Below are 15,926 nucleotides of genomic sequence, written 5' to 3' on the forward strand. Positions count from 1 at the left end.
TGAATTTCTCAACTGACTTGATATTTAGATCGATCTTGCACCGCTGTGGGGCTGGTGTGCTTACGTAACAGCGGCATGGATGCCGCGCAGCCTGAAAGGGCACAGGGATGTGATCCTTGAAGGCGGTGAAGTAAGTATCTCCAGCCACCCAGCCTCTGCTGAAAAGTTAGTGGCTACACCCGCTGTTGCTTTGACAGCACACCAGCCACTCTGCCTCTCAGAGTTGGTGTTAGTCTCGGTTTTCTGAAGGCCGACAGTTGTGAAGGTATAAAAAAGGGCGCCTGCTGGCGCCCTTTGGCTAAGTGCTGGCCTGGTTAACTAATTTACTGACATGCCACCACAGTATGCTGCTTATCAGCTAGCGGGCTGATTCTGGCATCAGCCAGGCTCAGGGTTAACTTACCGCTGCTTTGCACTGATAACACCTGAAACACCTGGCCCAGCTTCAGCCCCTGCTGCTGTAAGCAGCTTAAATTTACTGCCAATGGTTGCCATTGGTCGTCCGGCATGGCAGCCAGTGCTTCGCTGATATTAACCCTACCGCCGCAATCCTCGCCACAGGCCATGCCCAGCATAACCGTTGCAGGTACTTCACCCTGGCGCTTTACCAGTAACGTTAACTGGCTGTCAGCTTCGGCGTAGGCTCTTAAATCGCGCGGAAACGGACTGATAAAGCTGAACGCGGCGCTGGCACTGCCATCAAACTCAAAACGGCGGGCATCTTCCTGCACCTCTTTATCAAAGGTGCGGCTGTTGATCGCCCCCAACTGCTGAATACTGCTGCTGACCATGGTGCTTTCGCTGGCATTAGCGTTACCACTTTGCAGTTGTAACTGCCAGGGCGAGCGGGGGGAGCGTTCAAAAATAGCCAGTTCAGTTAACTGGTTACTTTGCTCTACCTGCTCAGACAGTTCGCCGGTCAGTACGTCTTTATCGCCATAACGCAGGCCAAAGCCATAAGGCAGCAACGGCTGGTAATCGGCATCGCCATAGTTAACAGCCGTTTGCTGCGGACTGGCAGGCCAGGAAAAAGACAACTTACCATGAAAATCATACTGCACAGTGCCATCGGCATTGGCCAGAATCACGTCTGCCACCCCTTCGCCTTCACTGCCCGGCAGCCAGACGGCGACAAAGGCATCAGAGGCATTAAGCTCAGGGTTTACCCACAGCGGCCGGCCACTGATAAACAGCGATACTACCGATATACCCTCTGCCTTTAACTTGTTAAGCAGGGCTAAGTCTGTTTTATTACCGCGTTGATATTCCAGGTTATCGATATCGCCATTGCCCTCAGCGTAAGGCTCCTCACCAAACACCACAATAGCCACATCAGGTTTTTGCTGATAACTGCCATCGGCTGAAAGCTCAACGCTGCCGCCAGCTGCGGTAACCTGGCGGGCAATACCGGCATAAATGGAACTGCCACCCGGAAAATCAGCATTGGTGTTACCGGTACCCTGCCAGCTGATGGTCCAGCCACCGGCTTGCTGGCCAATATTGTCTGCACCACCCCCGGTCACCAGCAGCCGCTGTGTGGGATTTACCGGTAATAACTGGTTGTGGTTTTTCAGCAATACCAACGATTGGCGCACCGCTTCACGCGCCACTGCCCGATGCTCAGCTGAACCAATTAATTCGGTTTTCCCGGCCAGTGGCCGCTTAGCCGGGCTGGCTTTATCGAACAAGCCGGCACGCATTTTAACCCGCAAAATCCGCCGTACTGCGTCATCTACCCGTTGCATACTGATGTCACCGGCTTCAACCTGAGCAATCAGGTTATGGTACAACGGCTTCCAGGCGGCAGTGGGCACCATATAAATATCCAGCCCGGCATTCGCGGCTTGCGGACAATTTTCATTTGTGCAACCCGGGATCTGGCCATGGCCATTCCAGTCGCCTACTATAAAGCCATCAAAGCCCATCTGGTTTTTCAGTACGTCAGTCAGTAAATACTTATCGCCATGAATTTTGCTGCCATTCCAGCTGTTAAATGACGCCATTACTGACTGGGCGCCGGCCTGCAGGCCGCCGACATAGCCCTGGGCATGAATATCAAACAGCTGTTGTTCAGTGACTTCAGTATTGCCCTGGTCAATGCCGCCGGTAGTGCCGCCATCGCCCACAAAGTGCTTAACGGTACTGATAACCTTATCAGCACCAAGAAAGTCGCCAGCGGCAGCACCCTGTAAACCGGTAACAATGGCCGCGGCATAATCGTGCACAATTTGCGGATGTTCTGAATAGCCTTCATAGGTGCGGCCCCAGCGATCGTCCCGCACTACCGCGACAGTTGGCGCAAATACCCAGTCAATGCCGGTTACCATCACTTCGCGGGCGGTGACTTTAGCTATCTGCTCAATCAAATCGGGGTTATTGGCCGCGCCAAGACCTATATTATGCGGAAAAATCGTGGCGCCAATCACATTGTTATGGCCATGCACCGCATCGGTGCCCCACATAGTCGGAATACTGCTGCCATCCTGAATGGCATCCACCGAGGCCTGATACATCGCGTCAGCCAAGGCGATCCAGTCGGCCGGGGTGGCATACTTGTCGTCATTTGGAAAAGCGCCGCCACCATTTAAATAGGAGCCAAAACCATACCGGCGCATATCGTCAACGGTAATGTCGCGAATTTCCGGCTGGATCATCTGAGCGATTTTTTGCGACAGGCTCATATCGGCCATTAAATCAGTAATGGCTTGCTCAATGGCCGGATCTTGCGACACGGGCAATTCAAGCTTGGGCCAGATCGTAATTTGTGTGGTCGTAGCCGCAGTATCTTCAGTAATTGTCGATACCGGCGCAGGTTTGCTGCATGCCGCAAGGATTAGACTGCCACTCATGACCAGCAGCAATGGTTTTAACAATAATGATGATCTGTGGAGCATTATAACGCCTCCTTCGTCGCAGCAATGGTTTCAGTCATCGAGCCGCGGGGGTTGCAACCATTGAGGCCGTAAAAAGCAATATAGATATAACACAGCAACGGCAGAACAAAGGCTAGCTGCACACCGACCCTGTCCGCTAGCAAGCCTTGCAGCACGGGTAAAATGGCACCACCAACAATGGCCAGGCATAAAATACCTGAACCCTGACTGGTATATTGCTTTAAGCCGGCAATAGCTAAACTGAAAATAGTCGGGAACATAATAGAGTTACATAGGCCGACCAGTAGCAGTGACCACATCGCCAGCTTGCCGGACGATAAAATAGTAATTGCTACCAGTATTACCGCACAAATAGCATTAAAAGCCAGTGCCTTACCGGCGTTGACCTTTTGCATTACCACCGCCCCAATAAAGCGGCCCACCATAGCACCAAAAAAGTACCAGGAAATATAATGTGAAGCGGCGGCGGTAGTCATATCACCAATTTCCGGCATCGACAGATAAATGGCTAAAAAGCTACCGATACCCACTTCAGCACCAACATAAACAAAAATACCCAGGGCACCCAGCATTAAATGCCGCTGCCGCCAGGCTTCGCCGCCCAGAGGCAAGGCTTCGGCGGGGTCTTTCTTGCCCATTGCCGGCAGTTTTAACCAGGCAAAAATCAGCGCCAGCACAATCAGGCTGGCGGCCAGAATTAAATAAGGTAACTGGACAGTCGATTCGGTAACGGCGCCGGGTACCGGCTCGGGCGCATCCATACCACCAAAAATAAGCCAGGCACCAAAAATCGGCGCTAATGCTGTACCAGCAGAGTTAAAGGCCTGGGTCATGGTTAAGCGGCTGGATGCCGTTTCCGGTTTGCCCAGCACACTGACATAGGGGTTAGCCGCCACCTGCAAAATAGTGATGCCTGAGGCTAATACGAACAGTGCTAACAGGAACATGGCATAGACATGCATGGCGGCGGCAGGTACAAACAATAAACAACCAGCACCGGCGATCAGTAGACCAGTAACAATACCTGCTTTATAACCAATTTTACTGACCAGCATGCCAGCCGGTACTGAGACAATAAAATAGGCACCAAAAAAGCAAAACTGAACTAGCATGGCCTTAAAGTTATTCAGGTCGAACAAAATTTTTAAATAGGGGATCAAAATATCGTTAAGACAGGTAATAAAGCCCCACATAAAAAACAGTGAGGTCAGGGCAGTCAGTGCGAAGCGGTAATTTTCATTGCCGCCGCTGGCACTGAGGCCTGCCGTGCTTGGTAATGGTGAAGTTGCCATCTTGTCCCCCTCGGGTGAATAGTGTTTTTTATTGACGTGCTGCTGAGAGCCGTCTAGTATTATGTAAGCGCTTTCATTTATAGCATATATCACGCTGTTGGCAAATTTTTTGTCGTCCAGCTGCCAGTAACTTTACGTTCGGAAGATAGCCAAATTGATGAAAATCTCCTTAGCTGCCAATTCAGCCTTACTTAAACCCGATTTTACTTTTGGTGTGGCGACAGCCTCGTTTCAGATTGAAGGGGCTGCGGACAGCCGGTTACCCTGTATCTGGGATACCTTTTGTGCCGAACCAGGCCGGATTAAAGACGGCTCCGATGGTCTGGTAGCTTGTGATCATATTAGTCACTGGCGCGAAGATGTTGAGCTTATTGCCTCACTTGGCGTTGATGCCTATCGTTTTTCAATTGCCTGGGGCCGGGTGATTAATATCGACGGTAGTGTTAACACGGCAGGGCTGGATTTTTACCGGCAATTACTGGACGCACTGCGGGCACGCAATATTAAGGCTTTTGTTACCCTGTATCACTGGGATTTACCGCAGTATTTGCAGGATAACGGTGGCTGGTTAAACCGGGAAACGGCGTATAAATTTGCAGACTATGCAGACAAGGTAAGCCAGGCTTTTGGTGATCGGGTATATTCTTATGCCACATTAAACGAGCCCTTTTGCAGTGCTTACTTAAGCTATGAAGCCGGTATCCATGCGCCGGGTGTGCAAAACCGGAAGCAGGGCCGCCAGGTCGCCCATCATTTATTGCTGGCGCATGGTCTGGCTATGAAGGTTTTACAACAGAATGCTCCTCAGGCGCTGAACGGCATTGTGCTCAATTTCAGCCCCTGTCATCCGGCCAGCAACAGCGATGCTGATAGGCGGGCGGCCCGGATGGCCGATCAGTATCATAATCAATGGTATATTCAGCCGTTAATGGAAGGTCGTTATCCAGAGCTATTGCAGCAGTTAGCGCTTAGCGAGCAACCGGACATTGCCGCCGGCGATATGACTATTATTGCCCAGCCGCTGGATTTTCTCGGGGTTAATTACTATACCCGCACAGTATACCGGGACAACGGCAAAGGCTGGTTTAGCGACGTACCGCCAACTCGCCCACCATTAACCGATATGGGCTGGGAAATTTACCCGGCCGGGCTGACTGAGATTTTGCTGGATATAAACCAGCGCTATCAGTTACCGCCTGTTTATATTACCGAAAATGGCGCGGCGATGCCGGACAGCCTGCAGCATGGCCAGATCCAGGACACAACACGGATTACCTATTTTCAGCAACATCTGCAAGCGGTGGATGATGCAATATCGACAGGCATGCGTATCGACGGCTATTTCGCCTGGAGCCTAATGGATAATTTCGAATGGGCAGAAGGCTACGCTAAAAGGTTTGGTATAGTCTATGTTGATTATAAGACCCAGCAACGCACCTTAAAAGCCAGTGCTGTTGCCTTACGCGACTGTTTTGCCAATCGGGTAGCTACAGAAAGACAAATTGCTAACAAATAACAATAAGTAGAATTAATACGCCATCATGGGGTTAGCATGCTGACAAAAAAGGAAAAAGTGGCCTACGGCCTGGGCGATACGGCCAGTAATATCGTGTTTCAGACGGTCATGCTGTTCTTAACCTTTTTCTACACCGACATTTTTGGCATTTCGCCGGCAGTGGTCGGCAGTATGTTTTTGTTGGTACGTATTATTGATGCCGTAACCGATCCGCTAATGGGCGCGCTGGCCGATAAAACAAACAGCCGGCATGGCAAATACCGCCCCTACTTATTGTGGCTGGCACTGCCGTTTGCGCTGTGCAGTGTGCTGGCCTTTACCACGCCCGACATATCCGCCAATGGCAAAGTGATTTATGCCTTTGCGACGTATACCTTGCTGATGCTGGCGTATACCGCCATTAATATTCCTTACTCGGCACTGGGAGGCGTATTAACTGCTGATCCTACAGAACGGGTATCGGTACAATCATACCGCTTTGTGTTCGGCATGCTGGGCGGCCTGCTGGTAACGGCCTGCACCCTGCCGTTGGTGAATTACTTTGGTAATGGCGATAATGCCAGGGGTTATCAGCTAACCATCGCCGCCATGAGTGTGTTGGGTTTAATCCTATTTTTGCTGTGTTTTTACGGTACCCGCGAGCGGGTGCATGCCCCGGTTAATCAGCAACTTACCCTTAGCAACAGCTTTAGTTCGTTGTGGCAGAATGATCAGTGGCGGATTTTATCTGTGGCAGCGTTTTTTCTGCTAACCGGCATGGTGCTGCGTACTACCCTGGCCATTTACTATGTTAAGTACTTTCTCGGGCGGGAAGATTTAATCACTGCTTTTATTACCCTGGGTATGCTTGGCAATATTGCCGGCTGCGCCGTGGCGCAGTGGCTAAGTCGGTTTATTGATAAGGTGAAAGCGTATATTGGTTTACAGCTTATCTCGGCAGCTATCTGTGTTGTCAGCTTTTTTATTGGCCCGCAACAATTATTGCTGGCCTTTATTTTGTATTTTTTATGGGGCTTCTTTTTACAGATGGCCACACCACTGTTATGGGCCAAAATGGCCGATACCGTAGACTATGGCCATTATAAAACCGGTATCCGGATCACCGGCCTGGTGTATTCATCAATCGTCTTTTTTATCAAGCTGGGGCTGGCATTAGGTGGTGCTTTAGCGGGTTGGCTGCTGGCCGGTTTTGGTTATCAACCTGACACAGTTCAAAACACGGAGACGCAGCAAGGTATTCTGCTTAGTTTTACCCTGTTACCTGCTATCGGTTCGATAGTGGTGGCACTTGTTATGACCCGGTATCGGCTCAGTAGCGAGCGGGTGCTGGATATTCACCGGCAACTGGCGCGGCAATCTGGTGATACTGCGCCAGAGCATGCTAGAGTAGACGCCTAATCTAATGAGTACAGGCAAAAAATGGCGACTATTTACCAGGTCTCTGAATTAGCAGGGGTCTCACTGGCAACTGTATCCCGGGTGATGAACAACAATGTCCGGGTCAGTGAAGCCACCCGCAATAAGGTGTTGCAGGCCATGGAACAGCTGGGTTACCGGCCAAATTCTATTGCCCAGTCGCTGGCTTCCAGCCGGTCTAACAGCATCGGTATTCTGGTTTCTGAATTACACGGTCCTTTTTATGGCGAAATGCTGACAGGTATTGAAGCGGAGTTCCGGGCCGCCGGCAAACACGTCATTATTGCTGCCGGTCACAGTGAGCGGGCCACAGAAGAAGATGGTATCGATTTTTTACGCAGCCGCAATTGTGATGCGCTTATTTTGCATGTTGAGGCAGTCAGCGATCAGTTTTTAGTCGATTTAAGTAAAAAAGAAACCCCTTTCGTGCTGTTAAACCGGCAGGTACCGGCGCTGGCTGATCGCTGCATTAGTCTGGATAATGAGCTGGGGGGCTATCTGGCAACGCGTCATTTACTTGAACAGGGACACCGGAATATTGCCTATATTGCTGGCCCGATGTGGAAAGCAGACGCCCGCGATCGTTTTCACGGCCATCAGCGTGCGCTGACTGAATATCAGCTATCGGCTGACGATGCCCTGTTTTTTGAAGGCGATTTCCGGGAAACCGGGGGCAGCAAGGGTTTAGATGCGTTGCTGGCCAGCAGCCGACCGTTCAGTGCAATAGTGTGTGCTAATGACGAAATGGCATCCGGCGCCCTTACCGCAGCGCGCGAGCTGGGTTATGAAGTGCCGGCGGACTTCTCGGTAATGGGTTTTGATAACGTTAATTTTGCCTATTATACCTATCCGAAATTATCCACCATCAATTACCCGGTCAGCGCCATGGGCCAGATGGCGGCACGCTGGGTACTGAAACAGGTTTACCAGCAAAGCAGTATTGACGTACAACAGATTTTTAACCCTCATCTTATCCCGCGCGATTCTGTGGCAGCAGCAACCGTGACCTGATACTTGATACAGCCTGAAGCTGATAAGAATTAATCTATTTTTTCGATGTTTTTTTCGGGTTAATTTCATTAGTTTTGATTAAAGCAACAGCGTATAGTACATGCTTTAATGAGCATGTTGCCCGTTTGCAGTAGAGGAATAGTTATGCAGAATACACAGTCGATGACCGTCGCAATGAGGCTGGCTCTGGGGTTTGGCGTGGTTCTGCTGCTAATGGTGGCGCTGACTTTTTTTGGTGTGCAACGGGTAAGCCAGATAAATAAGACCCTGACTGAAATTACTGAGGTAAATTCTGTAAAGCAACGCTACGCCATAAATTTTCGAGGCAGCGTGCATGACAGAGCTATTGCTCTGCGCGATGTTACTTTAGTGCCAAACATCGCAGATCTTGCGCCTGTTTTAACCAATATCGAGCAGCTTGAAGCGTTTTATCTCACATCCCGCCAGCCCATGGACCAACTCTTCCAGACAACTGCTGATATCAGTGCAAATGAGCGACGCTTACTGGAGACAATACATCAGGTAGAGCAACGGGCCCAGCCGTTAGCTGCAGACGTGATCCGGTTACGCCAGCAAGGCCAGCAGGCAGCAGCCCAGCAGCTGCTGTTGCAGCAGATGAGCCCGGCCTTTGTTGACTGGTTGGCCAGTATCAACGCCTTTATTGATTATCAGGAGCAGAAAAACCAGCAGGCTACCACTTATGCCCGCGATGTGGCAGCAACCTTTACCTTGTCGATGATATTGCTGACCTTGCTGGCTATTGTTATTGGTAGTATCACAGCTTGGTATATCAGCCGCTATTTACGTAACTCACTGGGTGGTGAGCCCGGGCTGGCAGCAGAAATAGTCAGCCAGATTGCCGGTGGTGATTTGACGACCTCGATTAAAGACAGTCAGCCAGACAGTATGCTGGCAGCGGTGGCGGGTATGCAAAAGCAACTGCGGCAAACGTTAAAAGAGGTGATTAGTGCCGCCAATACAGTCTCAGCACAGGCAACAGAACTGGATCTTGCTTCAAAAGAAGCGCTGCAAGCCTCTGAGTTGCAAGCGACATCATCGACTGCCTCTGCAGCCAGTATTGAAGAGATGACCGTTAGCCTGCAACAAGTGGCCAACACTGTGCAGTTGACCGAGCAGAATTCAGAGAAAACCGCAGAACTGTCGGCGCAGGGAGCGAAGCTGGTGAAAGAAGCCGCTACCGAGATAGGAGTCGTCGCTGACACGGTGCAGCAATCGGCCAGCCAGATTGGTAGTCTGCAGCAGCGCTCTAAAGATATTGCGGGTATTGCCGGTGTGATCCGCAGCATAGCTGAACAAACAAATCTGTTGGCATTAAATGCCGCCATAGAAGCAGCTCGCGCTGGTGAGTCAGGCCGCGGGTTTGCCGTGGTCGCAGATGAGGTGCGGCAGTTAGCAGAGCGCACCAGCAAGGCGACGACTGAAATTGCCGGAATGATTAAGTTGGTGCAGGATGAAACCCAGCAGGCGGTACAAGGGATGGAAACGTCAGCACCGCGTGTGGCGCAGGGTCTGGCGCTGGCTAATCAGGCGGCTACCATGCTGGAGCAAATTCGCTTACAGGCGGAAGACTCACTGCACAATGTTCGGGATGTATCGCGCTCGACCAATGAACAATCTGCAGCGGTATCTGAACTGGCCCGGCATATTGAACAGATTGCCACGATGTCGCGCGAAACTACAATTGCGATGAAGCAGAATCGTGGTGCTGTCGCGGCATTGCAGCAGGTAGCCACTGGTTTAAGCGGCCAGGTAAGCCGCTTTAAAACGGATTAAATTAGGGCAGCGCCTCGCCGCGGGCACTGAGGTACAGTGCATACCAGTGTTCGCGGCTTAACTGCACCGTCGGAGCCTCTGCACAGGCTTTAATCCGCTCAATACTGGTGCTGCCGATTACCGGTTGAATATTTGCCGGGTGGCGCATCAGCCAGCCCAGCACTATTGCTTCGTTGGTTACCTGATATTCAGCAGCTAACTGCTGTACCAGCTTTGCCGTTGCCTGCACATGGGCGGGTTGTTGGCTGACATCTTTACCACTGAACAAACCCTGGCTTAAACTGCCCCAGGCTTGCAGCTGAATGTTATTGCGCCGGCAGTATTCAATCGTGCCGGCACTGAAGTTAACCGGTGGCTGACCGCTGCAACCCGCTGTTGTACCCTCATCTAACCAGGCAAGATGGCTGAGGCTTAATTCCAGTTGATTAACAACGAATGGCTCCAGTATCGTATCCTGCAGCAGCGCTATCTGATGTTGCTGCATGTTAGAGACGCCAAAATGTTTTACTTTACCGCTGGCCGTTAGCTTTGCAAAAGCTGCTGCAACCTCTGCTGGCTCCATCAGCGGATCCGGACGATGCAACAATAAGATATCCAGTTGCTCGGTTTGCAGCCGGCGTAAAATATTATTAACTGACTCGGTTATCCACTGCTCAGAAAAGTCATACCGCTGCGGGCTCGAGTCATCAGCAAAACGGATGCCGCACTTAGATTGCAGCGCCATTTGCTGACGCAATTCCGGCCGTTCTGCTAATACTTTTCCAAAAGCCTGCTCTGCCTTGCCAAAGGTATAAATATCAGCATGATCAAATATCCGGATACCCGCATCCAGAGCAGCGTCTATTACTTTATGAGTTTGGGCAATATCGGCAGCTGTCAGCGGGTTGCTGTTCCAACCGCCGCCTAAATTCATACAACCAAATACTAACGGGCTGTGCTGGCGCAGCTGGTTTGCCAGCGGATAACTTTTCTGGATCGTAACAGTTTCGGGCATAGCGGGTCCTAAAATATTAAAGAAATCAGCCGCAATCGGCTTGGAGCCACTTGCCACTTTGCTGCATGGTCATTTGTTCGGTTTTGCCATTTACTTTAGTGGTAAAACTGGCATTGCCACTATAGGCTTTGCGGCTGCTAAAGGTCATTTCACCTTCACCACTGGTTGGTGGCTTGGTATCGCAGCTGAAAGAAAACTGATAGCTGTTGTTGCCGGTCTGATTGATTTTTTGCTGACAGCCATCTTGTTGCGGCAACTGGCCACGATCAATCTGCTGCTGGGTAAGACATACCTGCACCGAGCTGCCTTTTAAGTCGAACGACATACCCTGGCTGGCCATCATTTTTTCCATCATCTGCCGTTGGGCCGCCGGCATACTGGCCAGTTGCTGCTCCAGTTGCTGCATGGCGCGTTCCAGCTCACCGCTGGCCGTTTTAATACTGAAGCTATGTTGCCATAAGCCGGGTTCGACATCCAGCGTTAGGGTTTCGGCATTGCCGGGCAAACTAACCCCTGTAACAGCAGCCCAGAAAATGGTGGTTAAAAAGCGTTGGCGTAGTTTTTTACAATCTTGCATGATAATCCTCCATGACAGTTAAACAAGACGACTAAAACAAACTGCAAGCATAGAAGCTATCCACAAAAATCGCAAAGTAAAGGGCTGAAGACCTTAGTGCCGTAAAAGCGCAATGCTCTTAGTTACTGCCGGCACAACAGCCGGCTAGTTAGCGCATTGCACCAGGGTTTGGTATTCATCAAAGGCAAAATGATCGGTCATGCCGCTGATAAAATCCTGCAATAGCCGGCAGCGGTAATACAGTTCGAGAGCATTGTCGTCCGGGCTAATATTCGCAGTGGCCAGCTGATAAGCGGCAACATGTTTATTCGGCAAGCGATGGGCCAGCCGTTGTTGCTGCACGAAATGATAGCCGCGGTTTTGCAGCACCGCAGTAAAGTCCTGACGCGTTAATAACAGCAGCGGCTGATAACTATCCAGCAACCCGGCAATAATTCGAAAGCCCTGCAGCTCGAGGGTTTCTACCTCGGGCTGTTTAAATACAAACTGCCTCGCCACCTGTTTGAAGGTACTGGTAATGGCATGGTACTGGCTGTTATCTTCCAACAGCGCCCGGTTCAAACTACCGTCATATACTGCGCCGATATTGCTGACGAACTGACGTGCAGCATGACGTACCAAAGGGTGGATCATCATCACCCGCAGCCTGATAAAAAATGCAGAAGTGCAGTTGACAGGTTCAGCATCGGCACTATCTAACGCCGCTTTGATCAGTGCGGAAAAACTGGCGCTGCCGCCACGCTGAGTGGTAATTAAGCGTGCTTGCGGTTCCAGTGCTGCAAACGCAGTATTCAGTTGATGCGCCAGTTCTTTCAGGCTGAATAAGCCTTTCTCTACTGCATCTTCAATATCGGCCAGACAGTAAGAGATATCATCAGCGGCTTCCATAATGTAGGTCAGTGGGTGGCGACAACCAGGGGGCGTTTCCAGCTCACGCCACAGTTGCTCAACAAACGGCTGCTCGCTGAAAAAATAGCCCGGTTTTTTCTGTAAATAGCTCAGCGGTTGCTGTTTATCTGGTTTGGGGTTGGTGGCGCAACGGGTATATTTCAGAATACAGGCGGTTTGCGCATAGGTCAGGTTCATCCGCTGCAGGCTTTGCACCAGCCGGATGGCCTGGGCATTGCCTTCAAACTGGGCCAGCTCGGTGCATAGTGTCTGCCATAGCGTGTTATCTGCCAGCTGATGGCAGCGGCTTAACTCAGGCAATGCCTGGCTGAACCAGCTGTTTATTGCGCTTTCGCCGCTGTGGCCAAAGGGTGGGTTGCCAACATCGTGCAGCAGACAGGCCATTTCAACCAGTGATTCTATTGGCCGCTCCAGTGCGGTCAGGCCATATTCAGCCTGCTGTTGCTCAGAGAGCAGGCGAAATACCGTTTGCACAATAAAACGACCGGTTTGCTGCACTTCCAGCGAATGGGTTAACCGGCTGCGGACGGCGGCATTGCGCTCCAGCGGGAACACCTGGGTTTTTTGCTGCAACCGGCGCACAGCGGCAGAATTAATAATCCGGCCGCGGTCACTTTCTAAAGCGCTTTGTAAATCACTACTACTGCTTTGCAGTGCGCGGTCGGCTTTGATTTTATTGTGAAAATCCATCATGGTTTCCAGCGGTGCTTAAGTGGGCTCAGTGTGACCCAAACCTAAGCCCGCTGTAAAGCAGTGGCTTACAACCAGCCTTTCTGCCGGGCAATCCTCGCAGCGTCAATCCGGTTTGCTGCGTGCAATTTGCTAATGGCTTCTGATAAGTAATTACGGGCAGTGCCCTCCGCAATATAGAGGGCGGCAGCAATCTCACTGGTGCTTTTGCCATCAGCGGCGAGGCGCAGCGCCTGACGTTCTTTGTCGCTCAGCGGGTCCTGTTCGCCCAACGAATTCAATAACAGCTCGCTATCGACCACCCGCTTACCTGCCATCACCTGGTTTATCGCCTGCACCAGCTCTTCTACCGGGGCGTCTTTTAGTAAAAAACCGCCCACTCCGGCGTCCATGGCCCGTTTCACATAGCCGGCGCGGCCAAAGGTGGTAATGATAACCACTTTTGTAGCCAGCTGTTGTTTTTGTACATATTGCGCCAGTTCAATACCCGTTTGACCTGGCATTTCAATGTCACTGAGTAGTAAATCAAACCGTTGTTGCTTCAGCAGCGCTAATGCCGCGCTGCCGTCAGTGGCTTCTGTAACCTCAAAACCCGCTTCCAATCGCAGCAAACTGGCCAGGGCCGTGCGCACCATAGTCTGATCTTCAGCTAACAATATATTCATTAAGCTGCCTCCTGCAGCGGTAGTTCGATAGTGGCCGCTACGCCATGATTAAGTTGCAGCTTCAGGGTGGCGCCAATAGCGGCCAGCCGTTCACGTAAACCGGCAATACCGTTCCCCTCGTTCAGCTCGGTCGTATGACCGTTGTCATCCAGGCTGATAATAAGCCGGTTCCCCAGACGGGCGAAACGAAGCTGACATTGATCGCCTTTGCAATGGCGCATCACATTGGTTACCAATTCGGTCAGTGCCAGAATCACTGCCGTTTCCCGCCGGTTATCCAGCTGCGGGATCTCGCCGCTCAGCACCGCAGTATAGCCAGCTTCGCGCAACCGGTTTAACAGTTTGGCCACTTCTGCCGGCAGCCCCTGATGCTTATAGCCCGAGACGCTTTGCCGTACTTGTGCCAGGGCATCGCGGGCTATCTGGCTTAATTCAATTAATTGTTGTTGGGCGGCTTCATTCTGCTGGCGCGCCAGTAATTTCTCTGCCAGGTCAGCTTTTAAAACAATGCTGGATAAGGTGTGGCCAAGAATATCGTGTAAATCACGGGCGATTCGCTCACGCTCTACTACGGTAGCCAGTTGTTTAATTTCATCGTTACTTTGCCGTTCTGCCAGGCGATGACGTAGTTTGGCCTGCTCGGCCCGGCCCAGAAAGCTCACCGCCAGCACAATCGGAATGCCCATTATTAAAAACAGATCCCAGTGAATAGTCAGGGTTAAATCCAGCAACACCAGTAACCCCAGCAGCATTGTTATCAGCAGTAGATAGCGCTTAAGCGCATAGGCGAAACCGATAAAAAAGCCGGCGTAGGCAAACATGGCGATAGAGCCCGGGTTAACCGGGGTTATCAGAGCGGCTACCAGCACGATACCGGCTATGGGCCAGTGCATCGTCTGGCGGCTGCAACGATAAGCCCAGAAATAACAGCCCAGAAACAACAACAGCGCCGTTAGCATGCTCAGGTACTGCCACGGGGCAAAGTCTACTGTCAGTAGTGGAATAATATAGAAAATAAGGTTTATCAGATAAATCCAACTTAGTTTACTTTCCAGTTTGTCGAATGACGCCATCTACTTCTCCCAGGCTGTTTGGACTACCAGTGTAATCAGCAACCGGGGGGGTACGCCAGTGACAACTGTCATTCGACGCTGTGACAGTTGTCAGCCGCAATTGCTGACAAACATTACCTGCGTCTGACCGCCCGCGCCCTTAAGCTGACAACCTCAATATCAAACACGCATCAACAAAACAGGATACATAATAATGAAAGCAGCAAACTTTAAGATTTTAACGCTGGCGTTAGGGTTAACCGGCAGTCTGTTTAGCCAGCAGGCTGAAGCACAACACGCTGGGTCTGCAGTGCAGCAGCAAGCTTGTGCCTGTTTCGAGGTAAACGTAGTGGGTCAGGGCCCTGCTGTTATTTTAATCCCGGGGGTCGCCTCATCTGGTGAGGTTTGGCAAAGCACCGTTGACACCCTAAAGGCAGATTATCAGCTGCATGTGCTGACGCTGGCCGGTTTTGCCGGGGTAAAACCGATACCGATGCAAAGCTGGGGTGACGGTTATCTGGCAATCCAGCAGCACGCTATTTTGCGCTATATCAGCGAGCAACAGCTGGAAAAGCCAGTTATTGTCGGCCATTCCCTGGGTGGGTATCTGGCATTGGCGCTGGCGGCGAATGCGCCAGAGCAGATTGGCGGTGCGGTTAATGTTGATGGCTTACCGGCATTAGGCGCCATGTTCAGCCAGGCTGCCGCCAGCAATAACACCGGACAGCAACAGCCACGACGTTTTGACCCGATGGCGATGGCGAAAAGTATGGCAACGGCTGAAGACTGGCAGCAGCGGATCGTCAGCAATATGATGAGCTCAGACGGCCAAACCTCCGGCAGGGTAATGGGCGAGTTAATGCAGGCAGACCTGCGGGGGCAGCTCACCAATATCCGGGTACCGGTGCTAACCCTCGGCGCCTTACAACATGGTGCGCCTTACAGCACACCTGAACAGGTACAGCAAAACTATGAAAATCAGTTGGCCAATGCGCCAGCGCAATATCACAGCTTTGCCTTCGCCCGTGACTCTAAGCATTTTATTATGGCCGATGCGCCAGAGTGGCTGAATCAGCAAATTGGCCGGTTTTTATCACAACGTGGTAAGGAGTAACC

General features: G+C 51.3%; 12 protein-coding genes. 5 read left to right on the forward strand and 7 right to left on the reverse strand.

All coding sequences use genetic code 11. The annotated features are described in order from the left end of the window. Nucleotides 1-323: 323 nt before the first annotated feature. The gene (locus B2Q61_RS11790; RefSeq protein ID WP_290620753.1) at nt 324-2,894 is read right to left on the reverse strand and encodes a glycoside hydrolase family 3 N-terminal domain-containing protein; all 2,571 of its coding nucleotides are present in this window, start codon (nt 2,892-2,894) and stop codon (nt 324-326) included. After that, complete coding sequence (locus B2Q61_RS11795; protein ID WP_290620751.1) at nt 2,894-4,186, reverse strand: sugar MFS transporter; 1,293 nt, start codon at nt 4,184-4,186, stop codon at nt 2,894-2,896. The genes B2Q61_RS11790 and B2Q61_RS11795 overlap by 1 nt, the downstream gene beginning before the upstream one ends. Nucleotides 4,187-4,343: 157 nt before the next feature. Between B2Q61_RS11795 and B2Q61_RS11800 the strand changes: the two genes are divergently transcribed. The 4 genes from B2Q61_RS11800 to B2Q61_RS11815 all read left to right on the forward strand — a co-directional run bounded on the left by B2Q61_RS11800 (nt 4,344) and on the right by B2Q61_RS11815 (nt 9,923). Then, a complete protein-coding gene (locus tag B2Q61_RS11800) occupies nt 4,344-5,702 on the forward strand; it encodes a GH1 family beta-glucosidase (RefSeq protein ID WP_290620749.1) in 1,359 nt (452 codons plus the stop codon). A gap of 36 nt (nt 5,703-5,738) precedes the next feature. Then, nucleotides 5,739-7,100: a glycoside-pentoside-hexuronide (GPH):cation symporter gene (locus B2Q61_RS11805; RefSeq protein WP_290620747.1), complete on the forward strand. Its 1,362-nt coding sequence runs from the start codon at nt 5,739-5,741 to the stop codon at nt 7,098-7,100. Nucleotides 7,101-7,121: 21 nt separating this feature from the next. Next, nucleotides 7,122-8,129 (forward strand): LacI family DNA-binding transcriptional regulator, encoded by a 1,008-nt coding sequence (locus tag B2Q61_RS11810; RefSeq protein ID WP_290620745.1) that lies wholly within the window; start codon nt 7,122-7,124, stop codon nt 8,127-8,129. A gap of 144 nt (nt 8,130-8,273) precedes the next feature. Continuing rightward, nucleotides 8,274-9,923, forward strand: coding sequence for a methyl-accepting chemotaxis protein (locus B2Q61_RS11815; RefSeq protein WP_290620743.1), 1,650 nt, complete (start codon nt 8,274-8,276; stop codon nt 9,921-9,923). A 1-nt stretch (nt 9,924) separates the two neighbouring features. Here B2Q61_RS11815 and B2Q61_RS11820 read toward each other — a convergent pair whose 3' ends face one another. From B2Q61_RS11820 to B2Q61_RS11840, 5 genes are all read right to left on the reverse strand, one after another. Further along, nucleotides 9,925-10,917, reverse strand: coding sequence for an aldo/keto reductase (locus tag B2Q61_RS11820; protein WP_290620741.1), 993 nt, complete (start codon nt 10,915-10,917; stop codon nt 9,925-9,927). Nucleotides 10,918-10,942: 25 nt separating this feature from the next. Continuing rightward, nucleotides 10,943-11,494 carry a DUF3617 domain-containing protein gene (locus tag B2Q61_RS11825; RefSeq protein ID WP_290620739.1) on the reverse strand — a complete coding sequence of 184 codons (552 nt, stop codon included), beginning with the start codon at nt 11,492-11,494 and terminating at the stop codon, nt 10,943-10,945. A gap of 144 nt (nt 11,495-11,638) precedes the next feature. Beyond that, entirely contained in the window at nt 11,639-13,096 is a 1,458-nt protein-coding gene (gene dgt, locus B2Q61_RS11830) for a dGTPase (protein WP_290620737.1), read from the reverse strand. 65 nt (nt 13,097-13,161) lie between these two features. Further along, nucleotides 13,162-13,758: a response regulator transcription factor gene (locus tag B2Q61_RS11835; protein WP_290620735.1), complete on the reverse strand. Its 597-nt coding sequence runs from the start codon at nt 13,756-13,758 to the stop codon at nt 13,162-13,164. Then, nucleotides 13,758-14,831 (reverse strand): sensor histidine kinase, encoded by a 1,074-nt coding sequence (locus B2Q61_RS11840; RefSeq protein WP_290620733.1) that lies wholly within the window; start codon nt 14,829-14,831, stop codon nt 13,758-13,760. The genes B2Q61_RS11835 and B2Q61_RS11840 overlap by 1 nt, the downstream gene beginning before the upstream one ends. A 193-nt stretch (nt 14,832-15,024) precedes the next feature. On the opposite strand from B2Q61_RS11840, the gene B2Q61_RS11845 reads away from it, so the two are divergent. Next, nucleotides 15,025-15,924: an alpha/beta fold hydrolase gene (locus B2Q61_RS11845; protein WP_290620731.1), complete on the forward strand. Its 900-nt coding sequence runs from the start codon at nt 15,025-15,027 to the stop codon at nt 15,922-15,924. Nucleotides 15,925-15,926 lie beyond the last annotated feature (2 nt).

Source organism: Arsukibacterium sp. UBA5043, assembly GCA_002415085.1.
In the GTDB taxonomy this organism is placed as follows: Bacteria; Pseudomonadota; Gammaproteobacteria; order Enterobacterales; family Alteromonadaceae; genus Alishewanella.

What these genes read in the sequence shown, in the direction of transcription:
- B2Q61_RS11790 (WP_290620753.1), bottom strand. Translation starts at nt 2,894, where the DNA reads ATGCTCCACAGATCATCATTATTGTTAAAACCATTGCTGCTGGTCATG.
- B2Q61_RS11795 (WP_290620751.1), bottom strand. Translation starts at nt 4,186, where the DNA reads ATGGCAACTTCACCATTACCAAGCACGGCAGGCCTCAGTGCCAGCGGC.
- B2Q61_RS11800 (WP_290620749.1), top strand. Translation starts at nt 4,344, where the DNA reads ATGAAAATCTCCTTAGCTGCCAATTCAGCCTTACTTAAACCCGATTTT.
- B2Q61_RS11805 (WP_290620747.1), top strand. Translation starts at nt 5,739, where the DNA reads ATGCTGACAAAAAAGGAAAAAGTGGCCTACGGCCTGGGCGATACGGCC.
- B2Q61_RS11810 (WP_290620745.1), top strand. Translation starts at nt 7,122, where the DNA reads ATGGCGACTATTTACCAGGTCTCTGAATTAGCAGGGGTCTCACTGGCA.
- B2Q61_RS11815 (WP_290620743.1), top strand. Translation starts at nt 8,274, where the DNA reads ATGCAGAATACACAGTCGATGACCGTCGCAATGAGGCTGGCTCTGGGG.
- B2Q61_RS11820 (WP_290620741.1), bottom strand. Translation starts at nt 10,917, where the DNA reads ATGCCCGAAACTGTTACGATCCAGAAAAGTTATCCGCTGGCAAACCAG.
- B2Q61_RS11825 (WP_290620739.1), bottom strand. Translation starts at nt 11,494, where the DNA reads ATGCAAGATTGTAAAAAACTACGCCAACGCTTTTTAACCACCATTTTC.
- dgt (WP_290620737.1), bottom strand. Translation starts at nt 13,096, where the DNA reads ATGATGGATTTTCACAATAAAATCAAAGCCGACCGCGCACTGCAAAGC.
- B2Q61_RS11835 (WP_290620735.1), bottom strand. Translation starts at nt 13,758, where the DNA reads ATGAATATATTGTTAGCTGAAGATCAGACTATGGTGCGCACGGCCCTG.
- B2Q61_RS11840 (WP_290620733.1), bottom strand. Translation starts at nt 14,831, where the DNA reads ATGGCGTCATTCGACAAACTGGAAAGTAAACTAAGTTGGATTTATCTG.
- B2Q61_RS11845 (WP_290620731.1), top strand. Translation starts at nt 15,025, where the DNA reads ATGAAAGCAGCAAACTTTAAGATTTTAACGCTGGCGTTAGGGTTAACC.